This is a genomic window from Roseococcus sp. SYP-B2431, from assembly GCF_004336745.1.
Lineage (GTDB): Bacteria > Pseudomonadota > Alphaproteobacteria > Acetobacterales > Acetobacteraceae > Roseococcus.
Window position 1 is genome coordinate 1 of the sequence record NZ_SJXD01000030.1, and the last position, 19,344, is coordinate 19,344.

Below are 19,344 nucleotides of genomic sequence, written 5' to 3' on the forward strand. Positions count from 1 at the left end.
GGGGGGGGGGGGCGGGGCGCGGCCGGCCGCGCGGCCGGCGCGGCCGCCTGGCGCGCGCGCAGCCGCTCGGCCAGCCGGTGCGAGCGCCGGACGCGGGAGACGGCGGCCGCGCGGACCTTCTCGATCAGGACCGGGGCGATCTCGTCGATGGTCAGCGAGATCGCGCCATCGGGCTTGGGCACCACGTCGAAGGCGCCGAGCTCCAGCGCCTCCAGCGTGGCCTCCGCGCCTTCCGCCGTGAGCGAGGAGACCATCAGGACCGGGCAGGGCCGCTCGACCATGATCCGGTCGAGGCAGGCGAGGCCGCCCATGCGCGGCATCTGCACGTCGAGCGTGACCACGTCCGGGCGGAAGGCGTGAAGCTGGGTCAGCGCCTCCACCCCGTCGCGCGCGAAGGCGAGCTCGAAGCCGCCCGCTTCCTGGAACACGCCGCCGAGCACGCGGCGCATGAGGGCGGAATCGTCGACGATGAGAAGCTTGATCACGAGGCGCGCGAATGCGCCGTGAGATCGCGCAGCAGGTCGGCCTCGGCGCGGTTCAGCAGGGCGGCCGGATCGATCAGCAGGACCACCTCGCCGCTGCGGGCGACCCGCGCCGCACGGTCGAAGATCCGGCCGCCGCCATCGGACATGTCGGGCGCGGGGAGCAGGTCGGCGGCCTCCACCTCCAGGATCTCCGCGGCTCCATCCACCGCGAAGCCGGCCTGCAGCGGGCCAAGCGTGACGATGACCACGCGCCCTCCCGCGGCCTCCTCGCCGGCGACGGCGAAGCGCTGCCGCTGGTCGATGACCGGGATCACCCGGCCGCGCAGGCTCATGACGCCGCGCACATAGGCGGGGGCCTTCGGCAGCCGCGCCAGGGCTTCGGGAAGGCGCACCACCTCGTCCACGGCCACGATGGGCAGGCCGTAGGATTCGCCGCCGAGGCGGATCACCAGGAAACGCTCGCGGCCGGCGGCGGGCGAGAGGCTGGCCATGGTCTCGTCCTTGTCCTGGTCCGTGTCGGCGAGCAAACGCGCGACGCGATCATCCGCCAGCACGCGCTCCGGCGATAAAATCGAGACGAGGCCCCGCCCGTCGGCCAGGCGCAGCACGGCGTCGATCCGCGCCTCGCCCGCCCCCCGGTTGAACAGGTCGGGCGCCGGCCCCACCCGGTCGCGCGGGGCGCGCAGGATGACGTCGACCCGATCCACCACGAGCGCCAGGCGGTGCCGGCCGATCCGCGCGACGACGACGCGCTCGGTGCCGGCCAGCGCCCGGCCCGGCAGGCCGAGCAGCGCGCGCAGCGAAAGGGCCGGCAGCACGGCGCCGCGCAGGGGGAAGACCCCCAGCAGCACCTCTTCCGTCCGTGGCAGCGTGGTCAGGACGGCGGGAAGGTTCACGACCTCGGCAACCGCGCCCAGCGGCAGGGCATAGTCCTGGCCGGCCAGGGTGAAGGCCAGGAAGGCCAGCTCCTTGGCCACCGCGGCGGCCCCGGCCTCGGGACGGGACGGCATGGCGCGGGCCGGGGCGCGGAGGCCGCCGAATCGCTCTCGCAGGGCGGCGTCGAGGTCCAGCCAGCGGGCGCCGTCCTCCTGGTCGAGCAGCAGCCGGCCGTCGCCGGGCCCGGCCCCGTCGTGCCCGACCGCCCGCAGGGCCTCCACGGCATCCACCGCCAGACCGACGGGCGGATCGCGGCGGAGGACCACGACGCGCTCCGCGCCCGCCGGCACGTCCTGCGCGCCCAGCAGGCCGCGCAGCGAGACCACCGGCAGCACCGTGCCGCGCAGATGCATCACCCCGAGCAGCCCGGCCGGGCCGTTCGGGACGCGACTGATCCGAGGGCTCCGGATCACCTCGGCCACGTTGCCCGCCGCGATGGCGACCCGCGTGTCGCCCGCCCGCACGGTCAGCCGATGGGCGCTGGCGGCCGGCACCGCCTCAGCCTTCGGCCGAGCGGTTCAGCTCGTTGGCCAGAAGGGCGATCTCCTCGATGGCGGCGGCGAGGCCCTCGGCGCTCTGCGACTGCTGCCGCGCGGCCGCCGCCGCCTCGGCCGCGGCGCGGCTGGCCTCGTCCGCCACGGCGGCGATCTGGCCGACGCCGGAGAGCACCTGCGAGCTGGCGGCCAGGATGTCCTCGCTGCCGCGCGCGATATCGTCGGCGCCGGCGCGCAGGGAGGCGGTATCGGCCGCCATCAGCTCCATCCGCTCGTCGATGGCGCGGTTCTTCTCCACCTCGGCCCCGGTCAGGGCCGAGAGCTGGTCCACCTCGCGGCGCACCTTGCCGATCTGCGCGGCGATGGTCGTCACCAGCTCCTTGGCGGCCTCGGCGTTCTGCGCGGCGTCGCGCGCCAGGGCACGGATGTCGCCCGAGACGACGGCGAAGCCCCGGCCGGCCTCGCCGGCACGGGCGGCCTCCACCGCGCCGCTGGTGGCCAGCATCGTCGTCTGGACGGCGATCAACGCCAGCCCGTCCACGATCTTGCCGATGGAGCCGGCCTCCCCATCCAGACGCTCGATGATGTCCTGCACGGCCGCGTTCCGTTCCATGGCGGCGCCGACGCCGGCGATGAGCGCGCCCACGGCGTTGCGGCTTTCGGTGATGCGCTCGGCGACCGTGGAGGCCCTGGCGGCGCTGGCCTTGGCGGTGGCGGAGGAGGCGCGCGCGGCCTTCTCGATCTGCGCCATGGCCGAGCCGGCCTGCTGGGTCGCCGCGGCCTGGATCTGGGCGCCGCGGCTGATCTGGTCGACCGCGACGAGGATCTCGCCGGCCGAGCCGGAGAGCTCCTGCACGGTGGCGGAGAGTTCCTCGGCGGCGGCGGACACTTCCTGCACCGCCTGGGCCCCGCCGTCGCCCTTCACCAGGAGCTCCGTCATCTCGGCCAGGGCGGCGGAGGCGGTCTGGCTCTGCTCCAGGGCTTGGCCCTGCTGCTGGACGGCACGCTGCGCCTCCGCGGCGGCGGCGGCCTGCTCCTCCGCCGCGCTGGACACGCTTTCCGCGCCCCGCCGAGTCTCGCCGGCGGCGGTGTCCGCCTCCATGGCGCCGATCAGGATCGCCTGGCTTTCGCCGGCCAGCGCCGTCACCTCGCGCCGGACGGTGCCGAGCGTCTCGTTGACCTGGGCGGCGGCCTTCGCCCCGGCCTCCGCCTCCGTCGCGGCCAGGCGCAGGCGGCCCGCCGCGTCGCGCACCGTGGCGGAGATCCCGCCGGCCAGGGCCTGGATCTCGAGCGAGCGCTTCTCGGCCGTCTGGGCCAGCGCCCGGACCTCGTCCGCGACCACGGCGAAGCCCCGGCCGTCGTCGCCGGCCCGGGCGGCCTCGATGGCCGCGTTCAGGGCGAGGAGATTGGTCTGGTCGGCGATGTCGGCGACGCCCCGGGTGATCTCGCCGATTCGCGCGGCATGAGCTTCCAGCGCGGCGACGACCTCGACGCAGCCCATCTGGCGATGGGCATTGGCGCTCACCGCGCGGACCGAGGCGTCGATCGCCGAGCCCACCTGGCCCAGCAGGGTCTGCATCGCCTCGGTGCGCTGGCGCGAGGCCTCGGCGCGTTCCCGCGCCTGGCCGAAGGAGGCCGTCATCGCCACGACGGCGGCCAGGGATTCATGGGCGGCGCCGGCCGCCTCCTCCGCGCCGCTCGCGATCTGCCCCAGGGCGCGGCGCAGCTGCTCGACGGCGGCCGCCGCCTGGGCGATGCCGCCGGCCAGTTCGAGGCTGGCCGCGGCCATGCGCTCGCCGGCATTCTCCCGGCGCGAGACGGGCCTGCGCACGGCTGCGCGCTTCGCGGGGGCGCTGGCCTGGGGCGGCTCGGGCGTCGCGGACGGGCGCTGTCTCGGTCGGCTCGCGAGCGTCGTCGTCTTCACCAGCGCCATGTCGCTTCCGTCTCTCCGTCTTCCAGTCGCCGGACATCCAAGCATGTTTGGCGGCACGCGCCCATTGGTTGCACCGGGACCGCCGGCGCAAGCCTATGTGTCTGATCAACTCTCCCGATCTGGGAGGGATGGCGCGGCGGCTTGATCGGGCCCGGCCGGTCCGGGATAGACTGCGGCGGGGCCTGAATGCATGGACGCATCGCCATGCGCCGACAGCCTCGTCCGGAGGGTGCCCGGACAACACGCCGCGCTTTGGAGACAGAATGCCAGCCGCCGACCCCACCGCTCCGCGGACGATCCTCTTCGTCGAGGACGAGATCCTCATCGCCATGGTCGCGGGCGAGATGATCGCGGACCTCGGCTACAAGGTGCTGGAGGCGGGTTCCGGTGCCCAGGCGCTGAAGATCCTGGAGAGCGACGCGACCGTCGACCTGCTCATCACGGATTATTCCATGCCGAGGATGACGGGGGCCGAGCTGGTGAAGGCCGCCCGCGGGCTGCGGCCCGGTCTGCCCGTGCTGATCGCGACCGGCTATTCCGAGCTGCCTGAAGGCGGCGGTGCCGGCGTGCCGCGGCTGAACAAGCCGTACCAGCAGGCGCAGCTGAGGGCGGCCATCGAGAAGCTTCTCGGCGCGCCGTAGCGGCCGCGGCCGGCCGGACGCCATGTCGGCGGCGGAGCAGATGAGGCTCCGGCTGCGGCATGACCCCCGGCCAGCAGGATTTGCGGTCGTCAGATGACGCCGTGGGAGCGCATGGCATCCGCCACACGGCTGAAGCCCACGATGTTGGCGCCCAGCACGTAGTTGTCGGCCGCCCCATACTCCTTGGCGGTTTCCGCGCAGGCCCGGTGGATGTCGCGCATGATGTCCGCCAGGCGCTTTTCCGTCGCCTCGAAGGTCCAGGAATCGCGCGAGGCGTTCTGCTGCATCTCCAGGGCGCTGGTGGCGACGCCGCCGGCATTCGCGGCCTTTCCGGGACCGAAGAGCACGCCCCCCTCCTGGAAGACGCGGACCGCTTCCGGCGTCGAGGGCATGTTGGCCCCTTCGGCGACGGCGATCACGCCGTTGCGCAGCAGCAGCTCCGCGTCGCGGCCCGTCAGCTCGTTCTGCGTGGCCGAGGGCATCGCGATGTCGCAGGGGACGGACCAGATCGAGCCCTCGGTGTAGTGATGGGCCGAGCCGCGCTCCTTCACATATTGCGAGATGCGCTCGCGGCGGTTTTCCTTGATGTCCTTGACGAGGGCGAGGTCGATGCCCTCCTCGTCGACGACGTAGCCGCCCGAATCGGACATGGCGATCACCTTGCCGCCGAGCTCATGGATCTTCTCGACCGTGTAGATCGCGACGTTGCCCGAACCGGACACCACCACGCGCTTGCCCTCGATGGCCTCGCGGCGGGTCCGGAGCATCTCCTGCACGAAGTAGCTGGCGCCGTAGCCTGTCGCCTCGGTGCGCACCAGCGATCCGCCCCAGCCCACGCCCTTGCCGGTGAGCACGCCTGCCTCATACCGGTTGGTGATGCGCTTGTACTGGCCGAACATGTAGCCGAGCTCCCGGCCGCCCACGCCCATGTCGCCGGCCGGCACGTCCGTGTACTCGCCGAGGTGGCGGTACAGCTCGGTCATGAAGGACTGGCAGAACCGCATCACCTCGGCCCCGGAACGGCCCTTGGGATCGAAATCCGAACCGCCCTTGCCGCCGCCGATCGGCATGCCGGTGAGCGCGTTCTTGAACATCTGCTCGAAGCCCAGGAACTTGATGATCCCGAGATTCACCGAGGGATGGAATCGAAGGCCGCCCTTATAGGGCCCGAGTGCCGAGTTGTACTGGACCCGGAAGCCTCGGTTTACGTGCGTGCGGCCGGCGTCGTCGGTCCAGGGCACCCGGAAGATGATCTGCCGCTCCGGCTCGCAGATTCGTTCGAGGAGGGCATCGCTGAGGTAGGATGGCTTCTTGGCGACGACGCGGCCGAGGCTCTCGAAGACCTCTTTCGTCGCTTGGTGAAACTCCGCTTCGCCGGGATTCCGACGAAGGATGTCGGCAAATATCGGCTCAAGCTTCTCGTCCAACTTAGTCAAATCACTGGCTCCAGCAATCATTATGCAGTCGAGAGTATCGGCAAGCGCGTAACGCATGGGCGGCCAGGCGATTCCTTGTGGCCTGCCCGGATTCTCGTCGATCGGCGCGAATTTCCGCCGTTTCGGGTCTGACCGCAATACGTCCTCACCCGGGCGGTGCCGGCAGCGCGGGCAGCGCCAGTTCGACGGCAGTCAGCCGAGCGCCATGGCCAGCGCGAAGGCGCCCAGCATCACGATGATGACCGCGATCGGAAGGCCGAGGCGCGGCTTCATGGCCTGTTCACGTGCCGGGGCAGCCGCCGGGATGACCATGCCTGCCGGGCGCGCGAGCAATGGCACGCCCGGCTGCCGCCGGAGCGCGAGCGAGCGCAGCCCGTCAGCTGCGGCAGATCCTGGAGGCGCGATACGGCCCTGCACCACGGCCTCTCAACTCAGCCCCGGAGGGACAACGACGATCCTCAGGCGGCCGGCTGCGCCTGCAGCGACTTCTTCGCCTCGCCCGAATTCACCGTCAGCACGACCTTGCCGTTCTCGACGCCCTTCACCTGGCTGAGCGGCAGGAAATGGTGGTGGCCCTTGCCATGCGGGTCGCTGTCCTTGGTGAGCTTGATCCGGTCGCCCTGCACATGGTCGACCGTGCCGACCGGGTTCCCGCAGGAACCCACGATCTGCATGTGCTCCTTGATGTCCGTGGCGTTCATATCGGTACTCCTTGCAACACCGGCGTCGGAGTGGCGCCGTCGCGAAAGGAACGCCTCGCGGACAGGGAGGTTGCCCCGGCAGGCTTACGGCGGGGTCATGCCACGGGTCACTTCCGTCGTGGGAACAGGAGCTTACGGCCGGGTGAGGCTCTCCATGGCCGCCTGCACGCCGCCCTTGGCGTGCGGCACGCCGGCGAGCCCCAGCGCCATCTCGAGCGAGGCCAGCGTGCCGAGGATCATCGGCTCGTTGAGGTCGCCCAGATGGCCGATGCGGAAGACCTTGCCCGACAGCTTGGCGAGCCCGCCGCCGGTGGAGACGTTGAACTTCTCCAGCGCGATCTTCCGCACGTCCTCGGCATTGATGCCCTCGGGCATCAGCACGGCGGTGACGCTGTCGGAATAGCGCTCGGGATTCTGGCAGAAGAGCTGCGGGCCGCTATTGCCCGACCAGTGCTGCACGCAGGCACGGACCGCCTTGGCGAGCCGGGCATGACGCTTGAAGACGTTCTCGAGCCCTTCCTCCTCGAGCAGCAGGCGCAGCGCCTCCTGCAGCCCGTAGAACAGCGTCACCGGCACGGTGCCGACGAAGCTCTTCTGCTTGCGGGCCAGCATCTCCGTCCAGTCGAAATAGTGGCGCGGATGCGTGCTCGCGCGATGCGCCGCCATGGCCTTCTCGGAGGCGCCGGTGAAGCTGAAGCCGGTCGGCAGCATGAGCCCCTTCTGGCTGCCGCCGACGCAGACATCGACGCCCCAATCGTCCATGCGGAAGTCGTAGCAGCCGAGCGAGCTGATCGTGTCCGCCATCAGCAGCGCCGGGTGCTTCAGCTCGTTCAGGATGGCGCGCACCTGGTCCAGCGGCAGGCGCATGCCGGCGGCCGTCTCGTTGTGGACGCAGCAGACGGCCTTGATCTCGTGGCCCGTGTCGGCGGCCAGCGCCTCGCGGATCGCGGACATCTCCACGCCGCGGCGCCAGTCGCAGGGGAGATGCTTCGTCCTGAAGCCCAGCGTGCCGCACATCTTCATCCAGGAATCGGAGAAGTGGCCGGTCTCGGGGATCAGCACGAGGTCGCCGGGCGACAGCGTGTTGACCAGCGAGGCCTCCCAGGCGCCGTGGCCCGAGGCCGTGTACATGAACAGGTGCTGCTCGGTCTTGATGACCTTCTTCAGCCCGGCGAAGCAGGCGTCGTAGACGGCGACGAAGGCGGGATCGTTGAAGTCGATGCTGGCGCGCGCGGTGGCGAGCAGCACGGAATCGGGAATGTTCGTCGGGCCCGGATTGGCGAAGAAGAGGCGGCCGCGCGCCATGGGGCGCGCGGGAGCCGGGGCTGTATGGCCGTCCATTGTTTCGTGACTTTCCTAGCGACGTTCCGCCCCAGTATCGGGCGGAACGCCGCTCTCTTCAACGCTCCGCTGTCAGCGCTGCAGCCGGACTCCGGTGCGGGCCACCACGTCGCGGTACTTCGCGACCTCCGCGGCCAGGAAGTCCCGCGCACCCTCGGGCGTATTGGCGCCGCTCCAGGCGGAAACGCCGGCGGTGAGCAGGCGTTCGCGGATCGGCGCCTCGGCGACGGTGGCGGCCAGCGCGCGGTTGAGCTGAGCGAGGACGGCCGGCGGGAGGCCGGGCGGGCCGATGATCATGTTCCAGGTGGTCATCTCGAAGCCTGGGATGGCGGCCTCGCCCAGGGTGGGGATGTCGGGGAAGGAGGGGAAGCGCTCGCGGCTCGTGACCGCCAGGCCGCGCACGAGCCCGTCGCGCACCTGGCCGGCCGCGCTCGCGAGCACGGCGATGCCGAACTGGCCTTCGCCCTGGTGGATCGCCGTCAGCATCAGGCCGCCGCTGCGATAGGGCACGTGGGTGAACCTCGCGCCGCCCAGCGCCAGGGCCATCACCTCGACGGCGAGATGCGGGATGGAGCCGACGCCGGAGGTGGCATAGGCGAATTCCTCGGGGCGCGAGGCGCGCAGGCGCTGCGCCACCTCGGTCGCCGTGCGGGCGGGGAAGTTCGGGTTGCTGACGAGGATGAGCGGCGCGGTGCCGACCATGCCGATATGCGTGAAGTCGGCGATCGGGTCGTAGGCCGTGCCGCCCTCGAGCGCCGCCGGCACGATGGCATGCGAGGAGACCTCGATCAGCATGATGGTATGGCCGTCGGGCGCCTGGCGCCGCAGCCAGTCGGAGGCCACGACGCCGGAGGCGCCGGCCCGGTTCTCCACCACCATGCGCCCGTTGGGCGAGAGGTTCTGGGCGAAGCGCTCGGAGATCAGGCGCGACGCGATGTCGGTGCTGCCGCCCGGCGCGAAGCCGGTGACGAGGGTGATGGCGCGTTCCGGATAGGTCTGCGCCGCCGACGGCGAGGCCAGCAGGGCCAGGGACAGCGCGGCGAGCGCCAGGTTGCGAAGCATGGACGATCCTCAACTCTTCTTGTCGCCGAACTAAGCCTCAGCGGAGGGAGGCATGCAAGCCGTTACGGCCGGCAAGCGGAAGCCGGCGCGCGGGGCGGGCCTCCTCGGCGATCTTCGCGGATGCCGGGCCTATTCCGGCACGCGGCCGAAGAGTCCATGATCCAGCGACGCACGATACACCCGCGCCGGGAACTCCGAGGCGCTCGCGGCGCCGCGCAGGGCGGCCACGTCGTCGTCCATCAGCGGCGTGATGGCCGGCAGGTATCGCGGGACCGGCAAGGGCGTCACGGGACGGCCGAGCAGCGTCTCGATCACCTCGTCGGTGATGGGGGCCAGGGCGCCACAGGTCATCTCGAAGCCGCCGAGGCGCATGAGCCGGCCGGCGAAGGCGGTCCCCTCCATGCCCTCGCGCGAGAGCATCCCATCCTCGATGCGCAGCTTCGTGCCGCGCAAGAGGTCCTGGGCCTCGACGCCGCCCTCGCTATGCCCGCCCACCACGCGGAAGAGCGTGAAATGCGCGCGGGAGAGGGCGGCCAGCACGGCGGCCTCCTCGCTGCCCTCCTCGTAGCCGCCGGCCTTGGCCTCGCGGTCGAGCGCGCGCGAATGCCCGCCCATCGGCCCGAAGACGCCGAGGTCGAGCACGAGCTGGAACTGCGCCTCGTTGGCGACCTGCACCTCGTCGTCCTTCCAGCCGAAGCCGAGCGCGCGCGCCTGCGAGGCCGCCGAGACGCGGGGGATGCGCCGCGCGGCGGCGCTCAGGATTCGCTCCCGGATGGCGCGATAGGCTTCGTAGCTGGACGTGCTCACGCGCCCGCGCTCATGGGCCGTTGATGCCGAGCGACGCCGCGGTGTCGAGAATGCCCTGCCAGGCGTCGCGCGCGAGCGGCACGCCCGAGACGGTGCGCGCGGCGCGGCGGTGGTTCTCGGGCTCGCCGGGGACCAGCACCGGCGCGTCGGCCGCGGCCGGCGCGCAGGACTTCACCCAGGCCAGGTAGTCGGCGGCGGCCGCGTGGAAGGCGTCCTCGTCGCCGAAATGCTGGGGCGAGAGGTAGATGGACAGCATGCCGTTGGCGATGCGGCCGCGCTCGGTGATCGGGCCGGAGGTGCCGCCGCCCGTCAGCGCGCCCGCCAGCAGCTCGCACATCAAGGCGAGGCCGGAGCCCTTGTGGTCGCCGAAGGCGCGGATCGCGCCCGTGCCGCCGGCCGCGTTGCGCGGGCCGACCTGATCGTAATCGCCGTAGAGCGTGTGCGGATCGCCCGACATCTCGCCGTCGGCGGTGATGAGCGCATTGCCCGGCAGGGCCTTGCCGCCGTTGGAGGCGACCAGCACCTTGCCCTCGGCCACGAAGGAGGTCGCGAAGTCGAGGATGACCGGGCCGCCCGGCAGCGGCACGCCGATGCTCATCGGCGCCGTCGAGAAGCGCCGCTCCTTGCCGCCGAAGGGCGCCACCAGCACCGAGCCCGCCACGTTCACGAAATGGATGGAGATGAGGCCCTGGGCCGTCGCCATCTCGGCATAGTCGCCGGTGCGGCCGATATGGCCGGCATTGCGCAGGCCGACGATGCAGGAGCCCTTCTCCAGGGCACGCGCGATGCCGAACTCGGTGGCCTGCTGCGCGACGGTCTGGCCGAAGCCGAAATTGCCGTCGAGCAGGGCGAAGGCGCCGCCGTCGCTGATGACGCTGATCTTCTGGCCGGCGACCACGTAGCCCGACTTCTGCCACTGGACGTAGCGCGGCACGCGGTCCACGCCGTGGCTGTCATGGCCGGCGAGATTGGCGCCGACCAGATGGTTGGAGATGCGCGCCGCTTCCACGGCGCTGCAGCCCGAGGCGCTGAAGATCCTGGTGACGAAGCTCTCCAGCTCGTTCACGGGAATGTAGACGTAGTCGGGCTCGGCCATGCGCTTTTCCTCTTCTCGGGAGGAAATTGCCCCTGGCCGGCGGGCGCGTCCAGACCTGCGCCGGCTCAGCTCGTCGGGGTGCAGGCCGTGATGGCGACGCGGAGCGTCGTGCCGGCCAGCGATCCGCCGAAGGGGTAGAGGGTCTGCTGGTCCCTGGTGGAGCTGCCGGCGATCCGGAAGGGCCCCTCGGAGCCGGACTTGCGCTGGCTGTTGCCCTGCAGCTCGATATTTGCCGTGACCGACACGGGCTGCGAGCCGCGGTTGCGGAACACCACATGAATGGAGGCCATCGGGCCGCTGCCGGCGAGGTAGGCGCGGTCCAGGGCCAGCCGGCAGGTCGAGCCCGAGAGGGGCGTGAAGACGAGGTTCTGCCCGCTCCAGCCGGTGGACTGCGCGGCGGCGGGCGGCGCGGCGCCCATGGCGGTGGCCAGCAGCGTGGCGGCGATGAGGTGACGCATGAGATCCTGTCCTGACCTTCTCGTTCCGCCGCGATCCGGCGCGTCGTCAGGATGGCCGGCCGGATGGCATGCATCCATCCGGCTCCGGCGATGGCGGCGATAGGCGGCGCCTTTCGTGCGGCTCATCGCGCGGCCGATGCACCGCTCCGTCGATTCCGCCTCCGCGGATTGGCGCCCTACAGCACCCGGCCCGTCCGCGCGTCGAGCAGGTGCATGTTGTTCATGTCCGCCGTCAGGATCAGCGGGACATTGGGCTCGGCCGCCACGGTGGGCTCCAGCCGGGCGCAGCAGTCCCGGGCCTCGCCCAGGTGGAAATGCGCGAGCGTCTCCATGCCCATCGGCTCGATGACCTCGGGCGTGATGGTGATCTCGGCGCGGTTGGGCAGGCCGGGACGATGGTCGGTCAGGTGCTCGGGCCGGATGCCGAAGAGCAGGTCCAGCCCCGGCGCGCCGGCATAGCGCGCGCGGCGCGCCTCGGGGATGGGCAGCACGGCGCCGCCCGGCAGGTGCACGGCCCCATTCTCGACGCGCGCGGGGAGAAAGTTCATCGCGGGGCTGCCGATGAAGCCGGCCACGAAGCGCGTCGCGGGGCTGTGATAGAGCTCCTGCGGCGGGCCGACCTGCTCGATCACGCCGTGGTTCATCACGACGACGCGATCGGCCAGCGTCATGGCCTCCACCTGGTCGTGCGTCACATAGACGGTGGTGGTGCGGACCGTCTGATGGACCTTCTTGATCTCGGTGCGCATCTGCACGCGCAGCTTCGCGTCGAGGTTCGACAGCGGCTCGTCGAAGAGGAAGACCTTGGGATTGCGCACGATGGCGCGGCCCATCGCCACGCGCTGCCGCTGCCCGCCGGAGAGCGCCTTGGGCTTGCGGTCGAGCAGCGGCGTGATGTCGAGGATGCGCGCGGCCTCGTCCACGCGGCGCTTGATCTCGGCCTTCGGGAACTTCCGCAGGGTCAGGCCGAAGGCCATGTTGTCGAAGACCGACATGTGCGGATAGAGCGCGTAGTTCTGGAAGACCATCGCGATGTCGCGGTCGCGCGGGGGGATGTCGTTCACCACCGTGCCGCCGATCGCGATGTCGCCCGAGGTGATCTCCTCGAGGCCCGCGATCATGCGCAAGGTCGTGGACTTGCCGCAGCCGGAGGGGCCGACGAGCACGACGAACTCATGGTCCGCGATCTCCAGGTCGATGCCCTTCACGGCCTGGACATCGCCCTCGTACATCTTGACGATCTTGCGAAGCGAGACTTGCGCCATAGAGGATTCCCTTGTTGGCCCGGCCGGTTCACGCCATGGCGCCTGCGGCGCCCAGGCGCTCGGACGGGCTTCAGCCCTTGGTGGCGCCGGCGGTGAGGCCGGCGATGTAGTAGTCCATGAGGAAGGCGTAGATGACGACGGGCGGCAGCGCCGCGAGCAGCGCGCCGGCCATGATCTGCCCCCAGGCGAAGGTGTCCGCGCGCACCAGCTGCGAGACGACGCCGATGGTCAGCGGCATCTGGTCCGGCGTGGTGACGAAGGCCGTCGGATAGACGAAGGCCGCCCAGGACACGGTGAAGGCGAAGATGGTCGCCGCGATGATCCCGGGCATGGCGACCGGGATGAAGATCTTCAGCAGCATCTGCGGCCAGGTGGCGCCGTCGATCAGCGCCGCCTCGTCCAGCTCCTTCGGGATGGAGGCGAAGTAGCCGATCATGATCCAGGTGCAGAAGGGCACGGTCAGGGTCGGATAGACCAGCACGAGGCCCCAGATGGAGTTCAGCAGCCCGAGCCCGCCGACGATCTGGTAGAGCGGGATGAAGAGCAGCGTGTCCGGCACCAGATAGGTGAGGAACACGCCCGTCGCGAGGAACTGGCTGCCGAAGAAGCGCATCCGCGCCAGGGCGAAGGCCGCGAGGATCGAGATCACCATGGTGACCAGGACGACCAGGCCCGTGATGACGACGCTGTTCACGAAGAAGCGGAGGAACATCGAGTTGCTGAGCAGCGCGCCGTAATTCTCCAGCGTCGGCTCGCGCACCAGCCAGGGATTGCCCCGCATGTTCGCGATCTCGGCGCTGCCCTTCAGGCTCGTGATGAACATATAGACCGGCGGCGCGAGAAAGATGATCGCGGCCACGGTGAGCGAGGCATAGGCCATCCACAGAGCCCAGCGCCGCTCGCGCGAGAGGCTCCCGGCCTTGCTGTAGATGCCGCTGCCCTTCGCGACGTCGTTGGAGGCGGAGACAGCGGACATCACATCTGTTCCTTGTTCCGACGGGTCACGCCGCGCAGCACGAAGAAGGCGCAGATCGCGAGGATCGGCAGCATGAAGAGGGACACGGCCGCGCCGCGCGGGATGTTCCCGCTCAGGATGCCGACCTGGAAGGCGTAGCTCGCGAAGACATGGGTGAGGTCGCGTGGCCCGCCATTCGTGAGCACGCGCACGATGTCGTAATTCGCGAAGGTCACGATCAGGCTGAACAGCACGGTGATCGAGATGATGTTCGCCATCATCGGCACCGTGACGTAGCGCAGGCGCTGGAAGCTGGAGGCGCCGTCGATCGCCGCGGCCTCGTAGAGCTGCTCCGGGACGCTCTTCAGTGCGGCGAGATACATGATCATGAAGAAGGGCGCGCCGACCCAGACGTTCACGATGATGATCGCGGCCCGCGCCCAGAGCGGCTCGCCGAGCCAGGGCACGGGCGGCGCGCCGACGAGCGAGATCAGGTAGTTGATGGAGCTGTAGGAGGGATCGTACATCCACCACCAGCCCAGCGTGGAGAGCGCCGGCGGGATGACCCAGGGCACCAGCAGCATGCCGCGCCACTTGCGCTGACCCTTGGTCGGGATGTGGTGCAGCATATGCGCCAGCCAGAAACCGATCAGCGCCTTCGCGATGACCGCCGTGATGGCGAAGATGCAGGACTGCCAGACGACGTTCCAGAAGGTGTCGGTGTCGAAGAGGATCTCGAAGTTGCCGAAGCCGATGCTGCGCTCCATCGTGCGGTTCAGCGTCGAGAGATAGATGCCGTAGCTCGCCGGATAGGCGACGAGGCAGACGATCACCAGCAGCAGCGGCAGGGTCATCAGGAAGGCAATGGTCGATCGCCGTCGCGCGAAGCGCTTCAGGCTGCCCGTGCCGGCGGGCACGGAAGCCGGACGCGAATCGGCCGTGAGGGTATCGGCGGACATGGGAAGATCTCCTGCCGTGAAACGAGGATCGGGCGGGGGATCGCTCCCCCGCCCGGATTCCGGCCTAGCCGCGCGCGAAGTTGCGCAGCTCGCGCTCGGCCCAGGTGAGGGCCTGGTCGACCGTCTGGCCGCCCTGCGCGACGCGGGCGATCATCTTGGTGTTGATCGCCTGGCTGTAGGCCTGCACCGCGATCTCCGCCGGGGCCGGCGCGAAGGCGATGTTCTGCTGCGCATTGTGATGCGGCTTCAGCGGGTAGTTGTAGACCACGCCCGTGGGCGGGCCTTCCGTCTCCCAGATCTTGAAGTCGGACATCGTGCCGAAGGGCGGGATGTCGTAGCCGGAGCTGGTCGTGGTCTGCGCCTCGGCCTGCTCGCGCTCGGAGAGGAATTCCAGCAGCCCCTTGGCCGCCGGCTTCGCCCGGCTGAAGCTCCAGATGCCCCAGAAATACGGCAGATAGGGCGTGAAGCGTCCCGCCGGGCCGGCCGGCATGGGGAAGGTCCAGCACTTCTCGGCCACCTGCGGCGCGTCGCGCTTCGCCACCGCCCAGGTCGAGGGCGGGTTGAAGATCAGCGCCGAGCGGCCCGAGATCAGCGCGCGGTTGTTGGACGCATCGTCCCAGGCATAGATGTCGTTGGGCATGAAGCGGCACAGCCGCACGGCATATTCGAGCGCCTGCCGCACCGCCGGATTGCTGCGCACGGTGACGGTGCCGCGCTCGTCGACCATGTTGGCGCCATAGCTGCGGAACAGCGCGCCGACCCAGTCCACCGCATCGGTGAAGCTGCCCATCGGCAGGCCGAAGGGCACCTGCGCCTGGGCGCATTTCTCCGCCGCGATCAGGAAGTTGTCCCAGTTCCACTGATCGACGCCGGGGCCGAGCTGGTTGGCCGCCGGGTACATCGCCTGCACGTCGATGCCGGCATGCTGCTTCAGCAGGTCGAACCGCCCGAGCGACGGCTTGTGCTGGCTGCCGGACACCGCGGGGATCGCGCGCCAGGCGCCCTCGCGCTTGGCGAGGTACTCGCCGATCGGGTTGATCGCCCCGTATTTGGCGACGAGGCGGCCCACCACGTCGTCCACCGGCTCCAGCAGCCGCGCATGGGCCGAGGGCTCCCAGGTCGGGAAGCTCAGGATGTCGTGGCCCGAACGGCTCTGCGCCTGCGCCGCGATGGTCAGCAGGTTCTGGTTGCCGACCGAGGTGATGAAGTCGACCTGGACCTCGACCCGGTTGCGCTGGCCCCATTCGGCGCAGAGGCGCCGGATCACGTCGTTGCCCACGGGCACCCAATGGTCCCAGAAGCCGCAGCGCAAGGAGCCGCCGGTGCCCTGCGCGTGAACCATCGGGGCGGACAGCACGCCTGCTGCGATCACCCCGGCCCCCGAGCGCAACGTATTGCGCCGGGATATCCTGTTCCCTGCCATCTCGAACAACTCCCTGTGTTTTTCAGTGACGGTCTTTGCCGCTGGCCGAGGTTACCCACGGCCCGCAGCCGAGCGCAACCGCTTGCTGCGACGGGTTACCCGCACGAAGATGATCCCATGGACACTCGATTCTTCGACGCGCTGGTGATCGGCGCGGGAATCGCCGGCGCAACCGCCGGCGCGCACCTCTCCCCGACTCACAAGGTCGCCCTGCTGGAGGCCGAGGAGAGCGCCGGCTACCACACCACCGGCCGCTCCGCCGCCATCTGGATCCTCAGCTACGGCAGCGAGGACGCGCAGATTCTGACCGGCGCCTCGCGCCGCTTCCTGGAGAACCCGCCGCCCGGCTTCACCGAGGTGCCGATCGCCCATCCGCGGGCGGTGCTTAATCTTGCGAAGGCGGAGGACCTGGGCGACCTGCAGGACGCCCTGCTGCATGGCCGCACCACCCTGACCCTCGCGCAGGCGCAGGCGCTCGTGCCGGCGCTGAAGATCGGTTCCGTGGCCGGCGCCGCCATCGAATACGACGCCTTCGACATCGACATCGCCGCGCTGCACCAGGGCTTCCTGAAGCAGATCCGCGCGAATGGCGGCGTGCTGGCGCTGCGGAACCGCGTCGGCCGCATCTGGCGGGAGAAGGGCGCCTGGCACGCGGAAGGCGCGGGCGGCGAGGTCTACGCCGCGCCGGTGATCGTGAACGCCGCCGGTGCCTGGGGCGACGTGGTCGCCACGATCGCGGGCGTGACGGCCATCGGCCTGCAGCCCAAGCGCCGCACCGCCCTCATCATCGATCCGGGCGAGTACGACACGGCGGACTGGCCGATGGTCGTGGACGTGAACCACTCCTGGTACGTGCGGCCCGAGGCCCGGCGCAAGCTGATGGTCAGCCCGGCCGACGAGACCGACAGCGCGCCCATGGACGCGCAGCCGGACGAGCTCGACGTCGCCATCGCCATCGACCGCATGCAGCAATGCCTCGACATCCCGGTGACGCGCGTGGAGCACCGCTGGGCCGGGCTGCGCACCTTCACGCCGGATCGCGGGCTGGCGATCGGCGCCTCGGAGCAGGCGGGCTTCTTCTGGTTCTGCGGCCAGGGCGGCTATGGCATCCAGACCGCGCCGGCGGCGGGGCGGCTCCTGGCGCAGCTCATCCGCGGCGAGACGCCCGACGCCGACGTGCTGCCGGCCATCGCGCCCACCGATCCGACGAGGTTCCACACGTGACGCTGCCCGATTTCGGCGATGTCCTGGCCGCGGCCGAGAGGCTCAAGGGCCGCATCCGCCGCACGCCCATGCTGCGCCACCGCGCGCTCGACGCGGCGGCCGGCGGCGTGGTGCTGGTGAAGCCGGAGCCCTTGCAGATCACCGGCAGTTTCAAGCTGCGCGGCGCGACCAACGCCGCGCTGCTGCTCGACGATGCGGCGCGCCGGGGCCATGCCCTGGCGCGAGGCGGCGATGCTGGGCTGGTGCAGCCATGTCGCCGTCTACGCCACGTTGCTCTTCCATGACCTCGGCGATGCCGATCCCGACACCATGCGCGAGCGCGCCCGCCTCCTGGCCGAGGGCCGCGCCGTGGTGCTCACCCTCTCGCTGCTGACGGCGACGGCCTCGCTGCTGGTCGTCGCCATGCTGCTGGCCGGTGGAAAGCAGGAGGTGACCGAACAGGTCATCTCCGTCGCCACGCTCATCTCCGCCTGGTTCTACGTGCATCTGCTCTTCGCGCAGGACTACGCGCACGAGTTCTGGATGAACGGCAACGGCCTCGATTTCCCTGGAGGCGGCGACGAGCCGCCTTTCGGCGAGTTCGTCTACTTCGCCTTCGTGGTCGGCTGCACCTTCCAGGTCAGCGATGCCACCACCAACACGCCCCGCATGCGGCGGATCGTGATGCTGCACGGGCTGGTGGCCTTCTGGTTCAACACGGTGGTCCTGGCCTCGGCGGTGAGCACGATCGCCAGCCTGGGGGGCTGAACGGCGGCGCGCCAACGCCGGGCGGGCGGATGGCTCGCCCGGCGCCGGGGGAGATCCCTAGCTCGGATTGATCCGCGTGATCTTCGTGCCGTTGAGCGCGACGGCCGCCATCAGGCCCTGCTGGCCGAAGGTGATCGCATAGACGGGCTCGCTCAGCGTCGTGGAGGTCGCATTGGCCTGCAGGCCGCGGTCGAGCGCCACGACGGTCGGGCCCGTGCCGATCTCCCAGCCATCGGCGTTCATCAGCGCGCGCAGGGCGTCGTCCGTCATGAAGAACATCGCGAGGCCCGCGGCCTGCGCGCCGGCCAGAAGGCCGAAGGACAGGCCGGCGATGTTGAAATAGCCGGTCGTCGCCTCGCCGCGGATCAGCGCGCCCTCGCCGAACTGGCCGCCCACGATGAAGCCGCCGCTGACGATGCGCGGGAAGACCAGGACCGCCCTGGCACGGCGGAACAGCGGGGCCGCATTTTCCATGCCCCGTAGCCGGACCAGGGCGGCCGAGACCTCGGAGTTGATTTCGGCGCGCGTGGCGGCCTGGGCGCGCCTTGGCGCCAGTACCGGCGCGGCGGCCAGGAACGGAAGCGCGGCCGCGGCGCGCGCAAGCTGACGACGTTGCATGGGAAGGCTCCTGTTGCCCCGGGTGACGATGCCGGGAAAACGCTGCCCATGAGGGATGGTTGCAAGCCCCCTCCGACCGGGGCAAGGCTGTCGCGTCATCTTCACGGGAGCGACAACGACGTGATCCGCATTCTCGGCCGCGCCAACAGCACCAATGTCTGGAAGCCCCTCTGGGTGCTCGAGGAGCTCGGCCTGCCCTATGAGCGCAGCGACGCCGGCATGGAGCACGGCGTGGTGGACACGCCCGAATACCGCGCCCTGAACCCGAACGGGCGCATCCCCTCCCTGCGCCACGGCGAGGTGGAGCTGTGGGAGAGCAACTCCATCTGCCGCTACCTCTGCCTGCTCGCGGGCGACGACGCCAGGGGGCTCTATCCGGCGGAGCCGGGGAAGCGCGCCAGCGTGGACCGCTGGATGGACTGGCAGCTCTCCACCCTCTCCCCCGCCGAGCGCGACCTGTTCTGGACCATGGTCCGCACGCCGGCGGAGAAGCGCGACATGACGGTCGTGCGCAACGCGGTCACGAACAGCGCGAAGTGCTGGGCCATCCTGGAGAGCCGCCTGCGGGATGGGCGCCCCTATATCGACGGCGACACCCTGACGCTCGCCGACATCATCCTCGGCTGCTTCGCGCGGCGCTGGTTCGGCCCCGAAGTCCGCGTGCCCGACATGCCTGAATTCCCCAGCCTCGAAGCCTGGTTCGCGCGGATCGGGGAAAGGCCCGGCTTCCGGAAGTTCGTCGCGCCGAAGCTGTTCTGAACCG

The 19,344-nt window shown here is 70.5% G+C and carries 21 protein-coding genes; 5 read left to right on the forward strand and 16 right to left on the reverse strand.

Annotated features, from left to right (window positions below; translation table 11 throughout):
• From EJV46_RS21190 to EJV46_RS21200, 3 genes are all read right to left on the reverse strand, one after another.
• Nucleotides 1-485, reverse strand: a 485-nt coding sequence (locus EJV46_RS21190) for a response regulator (RefSeq protein ID WP_131550728.1), incomplete at its 3' end; no start/stop codon positions are given.
• Entirely contained in the window at nt 482-1,915 is a 1,434-nt protein-coding gene (locus tag EJV46_RS21195) for a chemotaxis protein CheW (protein WP_131550729.1), read from the reverse strand. The genes EJV46_RS21190 and EJV46_RS21195, both read right to left, overlap by 4 nt.
• Nucleotides 1,916-1,919: 4 nt before the next feature.
• Nucleotides 1,920-3,848 (reverse strand): methyl-accepting chemotaxis protein, encoded by a 1,929-nt coding sequence (locus tag EJV46_RS21200; RefSeq protein WP_131550730.1) that lies wholly within the window; start codon nt 3,846-3,848, stop codon nt 1,920-1,922.
• A gap of 263 nt (nt 3,849-4,111) precedes the next feature.
• On the opposite strand from EJV46_RS21200, the gene EJV46_RS22965 reads away from it, so the two are divergent.
• On the forward strand, nt 4,112-4,489 hold the full coding sequence (locus EJV46_RS22965) for a response regulator (RefSeq protein WP_165585659.1): 378 nt from the start codon (nt 4,112-4,114) through the stop codon (nt 4,487-4,489).
• Between the two features lie 89 nt (nt 4,490-4,578).
• Here the strand turns inward: EJV46_RS22965 and gdhA are convergent, their stop codons facing one another.
• The 12 genes from gdhA to EJV46_RS21260 all read right to left on the reverse strand — a co-directional run bounded on the left by gdhA (nt 4,579) and on the right by EJV46_RS21260 (nt 15,926).
• Nucleotides 4,579-5,946 (reverse strand): NADP-specific glutamate dehydrogenase, encoded by a 1,368-nt coding sequence (gdhA, locus tag EJV46_RS21210; RefSeq protein ID WP_131550732.1) that lies wholly within the window; start codon nt 5,944-5,946, stop codon nt 4,579-4,581.
• A 171-nt stretch (nt 5,947-6,117) separates the two neighbouring features.
• Complete coding sequence (locus tag EJV46_RS22970; RefSeq protein ID WP_165585660.1) at nt 6,118-6,264, reverse strand: hypothetical protein; 147 nt, start codon at nt 6,262-6,264, stop codon at nt 6,118-6,120.
• Nucleotides 6,265-6,383: 119 nt separating this feature from the next.
• Nucleotides 6,384-6,626 (reverse strand): DUF2171 domain-containing protein, encoded by a 243-nt coding sequence (locus EJV46_RS21215; protein WP_131550733.1) that lies wholly within the window; start codon nt 6,624-6,626, stop codon nt 6,384-6,386.
• A gap of 132 nt (nt 6,627-6,758) precedes the next feature.
• The gene (locus EJV46_RS21220) at nt 6,759-7,967 is read right to left on the reverse strand and encodes an alanine--glyoxylate aminotransferase family protein (protein ID WP_131550734.1); all 1,209 of its coding nucleotides are present in this window, start codon (nt 7,965-7,967) and stop codon (nt 6,759-6,761) included.
• Nucleotides 7,968-8,039: 72 nt separating this feature from the next.
• Nucleotides 8,040-9,029: a tripartite tricarboxylate transporter substrate binding protein gene (locus EJV46_RS21225; RefSeq protein WP_131550735.1), complete on the reverse strand. Its 990-nt coding sequence runs from the start codon at nt 9,027-9,029 to the stop codon at nt 8,040-8,042.
• Between the two features lie 129 nt (nt 9,030-9,158).
• Nucleotides 9,159-9,836: a hypothetical protein gene (locus EJV46_RS21230; protein WP_131550736.1), complete on the reverse strand. Its 678-nt coding sequence runs from the start codon at nt 9,834-9,836 to the stop codon at nt 9,159-9,161.
• Nucleotides 9,837-9,846: 10 nt separating this feature from the next.
• Nucleotides 9,847-10,932: a malate/lactate/ureidoglycolate dehydrogenase gene (locus EJV46_RS21235; RefSeq protein ID WP_131550737.1), complete on the reverse strand. Its 1,086-nt coding sequence runs from the start codon at nt 10,930-10,932 to the stop codon at nt 9,847-9,849.
• Between the two features lie 65 nt (nt 10,933-10,997).
• Nucleotides 10,998-11,390: a hypothetical protein gene (locus EJV46_RS21240; protein ID WP_131550738.1), complete on the reverse strand. Its 393-nt coding sequence runs from the start codon at nt 11,388-11,390 to the stop codon at nt 10,998-11,000.
• Nucleotides 11,391-11,566: 176 nt separating this feature from the next.
• A complete protein-coding gene (locus EJV46_RS21245) occupies nt 11,567-12,655 on the reverse strand; it encodes an ABC transporter ATP-binding protein (protein ID WP_131550739.1) in 1,089 nt (362 codons plus the stop codon).
• A 70-nt stretch (nt 12,656-12,725) separates the two neighbouring features.
• Complete coding sequence (locus tag EJV46_RS21250; RefSeq protein WP_131550740.1) at nt 12,726-13,631, reverse strand: carbohydrate ABC transporter permease; 906 nt, start codon at nt 13,629-13,631, stop codon at nt 12,726-12,728.
• Nucleotides 13,631-14,569, reverse strand: a complete 939-nt coding sequence (locus EJV46_RS21255; protein WP_131550741.1) for a carbohydrate ABC transporter permease — start codon at nt 14,567-14,569, stop codon at nt 13,631-13,633. Before EJV46_RS21255 ends, EJV46_RS21250 begins: the two co-directional genes overlap by 1 nt.
• A gap of 64 nt (nt 14,570-14,633) precedes the next feature.
• Entirely contained in the window at nt 14,634-15,926 is a 1,293-nt protein-coding gene (locus EJV46_RS21260) for an ABC transporter substrate-binding protein (RefSeq protein ID WP_240782689.1), read from the reverse strand.
• Nucleotides 15,927-16,109: 183 nt separating this feature from the next.
• Between EJV46_RS21260 and EJV46_RS21265 the strand changes: the two genes are divergently transcribed.
• The 3 genes from EJV46_RS21265 to EJV46_RS21275 are packed head-to-tail and all read left to right on the forward strand — an operon-like array spanning nt 16,110 to nt 17,963.
• Nucleotides 16,110-17,216 carry an FAD-binding oxidoreductase gene (locus EJV46_RS21265; RefSeq protein WP_131550743.1) on the forward strand — a complete coding sequence of 369 codons (1,107 nt, stop codon included), beginning with the start codon at nt 16,110-16,112 and terminating at the stop codon, nt 17,214-17,216.
• Nucleotides 17,213-17,500 carry a pyridoxal-phosphate dependent enzyme gene (locus EJV46_RS21270; RefSeq protein WP_240782690.1) on the forward strand — a complete coding sequence of 96 codons (288 nt, stop codon included), beginning with the start codon at nt 17,213-17,215 and terminating at the stop codon, nt 17,498-17,500. The genes EJV46_RS21265 and EJV46_RS21270 overlap by 4 nt, the downstream gene beginning before the upstream one ends.
• Entirely contained in the window at nt 17,427-17,963 is a 537-nt protein-coding gene (locus EJV46_RS21275; RefSeq protein WP_165585661.1) for a DUF1345 domain-containing protein, read from the forward strand. Before EJV46_RS21270 ends, EJV46_RS21275 begins: the two co-directional genes overlap by 74 nt.
• Before the next feature lie 57 nt (nt 17,964-18,020).
• Here the strand turns inward: EJV46_RS21275 and EJV46_RS21280 are convergent, their stop codons facing one another.
• Nucleotides 18,021-18,581 (reverse strand): YSC84-related protein, encoded by a 561-nt coding sequence (locus EJV46_RS21280; protein ID WP_131550745.1) that lies wholly within the window; start codon nt 18,579-18,581, stop codon nt 18,021-18,023.
• A 120-nt stretch (nt 18,582-18,701) separates the two neighbouring features.
• On the opposite strand from EJV46_RS21280, the gene EJV46_RS21285 reads away from it, so the two are divergent.
• Nucleotides 18,702-19,340 (forward strand): glutathione S-transferase family protein, encoded by a 639-nt coding sequence (locus EJV46_RS21285; protein WP_131550746.1) that lies wholly within the window; start codon nt 18,702-18,704, stop codon nt 19,338-19,340.
• Nucleotides 19,341-19,344 lie beyond the last annotated feature (4 nt).

What these genes read in the sequence shown, in the direction of transcription:
- EJV46_RS21275 (WP_165585661.1), top strand. Translation starts at nt 17,427, where the DNA reads ATGCCCTGGCGCGAGGCGGCGATGCTGGGCTGGTGCAGCCATGTCGCC.
- gdhA (WP_131550732.1), bottom strand. Translation starts at nt 5,946, where the DNA reads ATGATTGCTGGAGCCAGTGATTTGACTAAGTTGGACGAGAAGCTTGAG.
- EJV46_RS21245 (WP_131550739.1), bottom strand. Translation starts at nt 12,655, where the DNA reads ATGGCGCAAGTCTCGCTTCGCAAGATCGTCAAGATGTACGAGGGCGAT.
- EJV46_RS21240 (WP_131550738.1), bottom strand. Translation starts at nt 11,390, where the DNA reads ATGCGTCACCTCATCGCCGCCACGCTGCTGGCCACCGCCATGGGCGCC.
- EJV46_RS21215 (WP_131550733.1), bottom strand. Translation starts at nt 6,626, where the DNA reads ATGAACGCCACGGACATCAAGGAGCACATGCAGATCGTGGGTTCCTGC.
- EJV46_RS21225 (WP_131550735.1), bottom strand. Translation starts at nt 9,029, where the DNA reads ATGCTTCGCAACCTGGCGCTCGCCGCGCTGTCCCTGGCCCTGCTGGCC.
- EJV46_RS22965 (WP_165585659.1), top strand. Translation starts at nt 4,112, where the DNA reads ATGCCAGCCGCCGACCCCACCGCTCCGCGGACGATCCTCTTCGTCGAG.
- EJV46_RS21250 (WP_131550740.1), bottom strand. Translation starts at nt 13,631, where the DNA reads ATGTCCGCTGTCTCCGCCTCCAACGACGTCGCGAAGGGCAGCGGCATC.
- EJV46_RS21235 (WP_131550737.1), bottom strand. Translation starts at nt 10,932, where the DNA reads ATGGCCGAGCCCGACTACGTCTACATTCCCGTGAACGAGCTGGAGAGC.
- EJV46_RS21255 (WP_131550741.1), bottom strand. Translation starts at nt 14,569, where the DNA reads ATGTCCGCCGATACCCTCACGGCCGATTCGCGTCCGGCTTCCGTGCCC.
- EJV46_RS21265 (WP_131550743.1), top strand. Translation starts at nt 16,110, where the DNA reads ATGGACACTCGATTCTTCGACGCGCTGGTGATCGGCGCGGGAATCGCC.
- EJV46_RS21220 (WP_131550734.1), bottom strand. Translation starts at nt 7,967, where the DNA reads ATGGACGGCCATACAGCCCCGGCTCCCGCGCGCCCCATGGCGCGCGGC.
- EJV46_RS21200 (WP_131550730.1), bottom strand. Translation starts at nt 3,848, where the DNA reads ATGGCGCTGGTGAAGACGACGACGCTCGCGAGCCGACCGAGACAGCGC.
- EJV46_RS21280 (WP_131550745.1), bottom strand. Translation starts at nt 18,581, where the DNA reads ATGCAACGTCGTCAGCTTGCGCGCGCCGCGGCCGCGCTTCCGTTCCTG.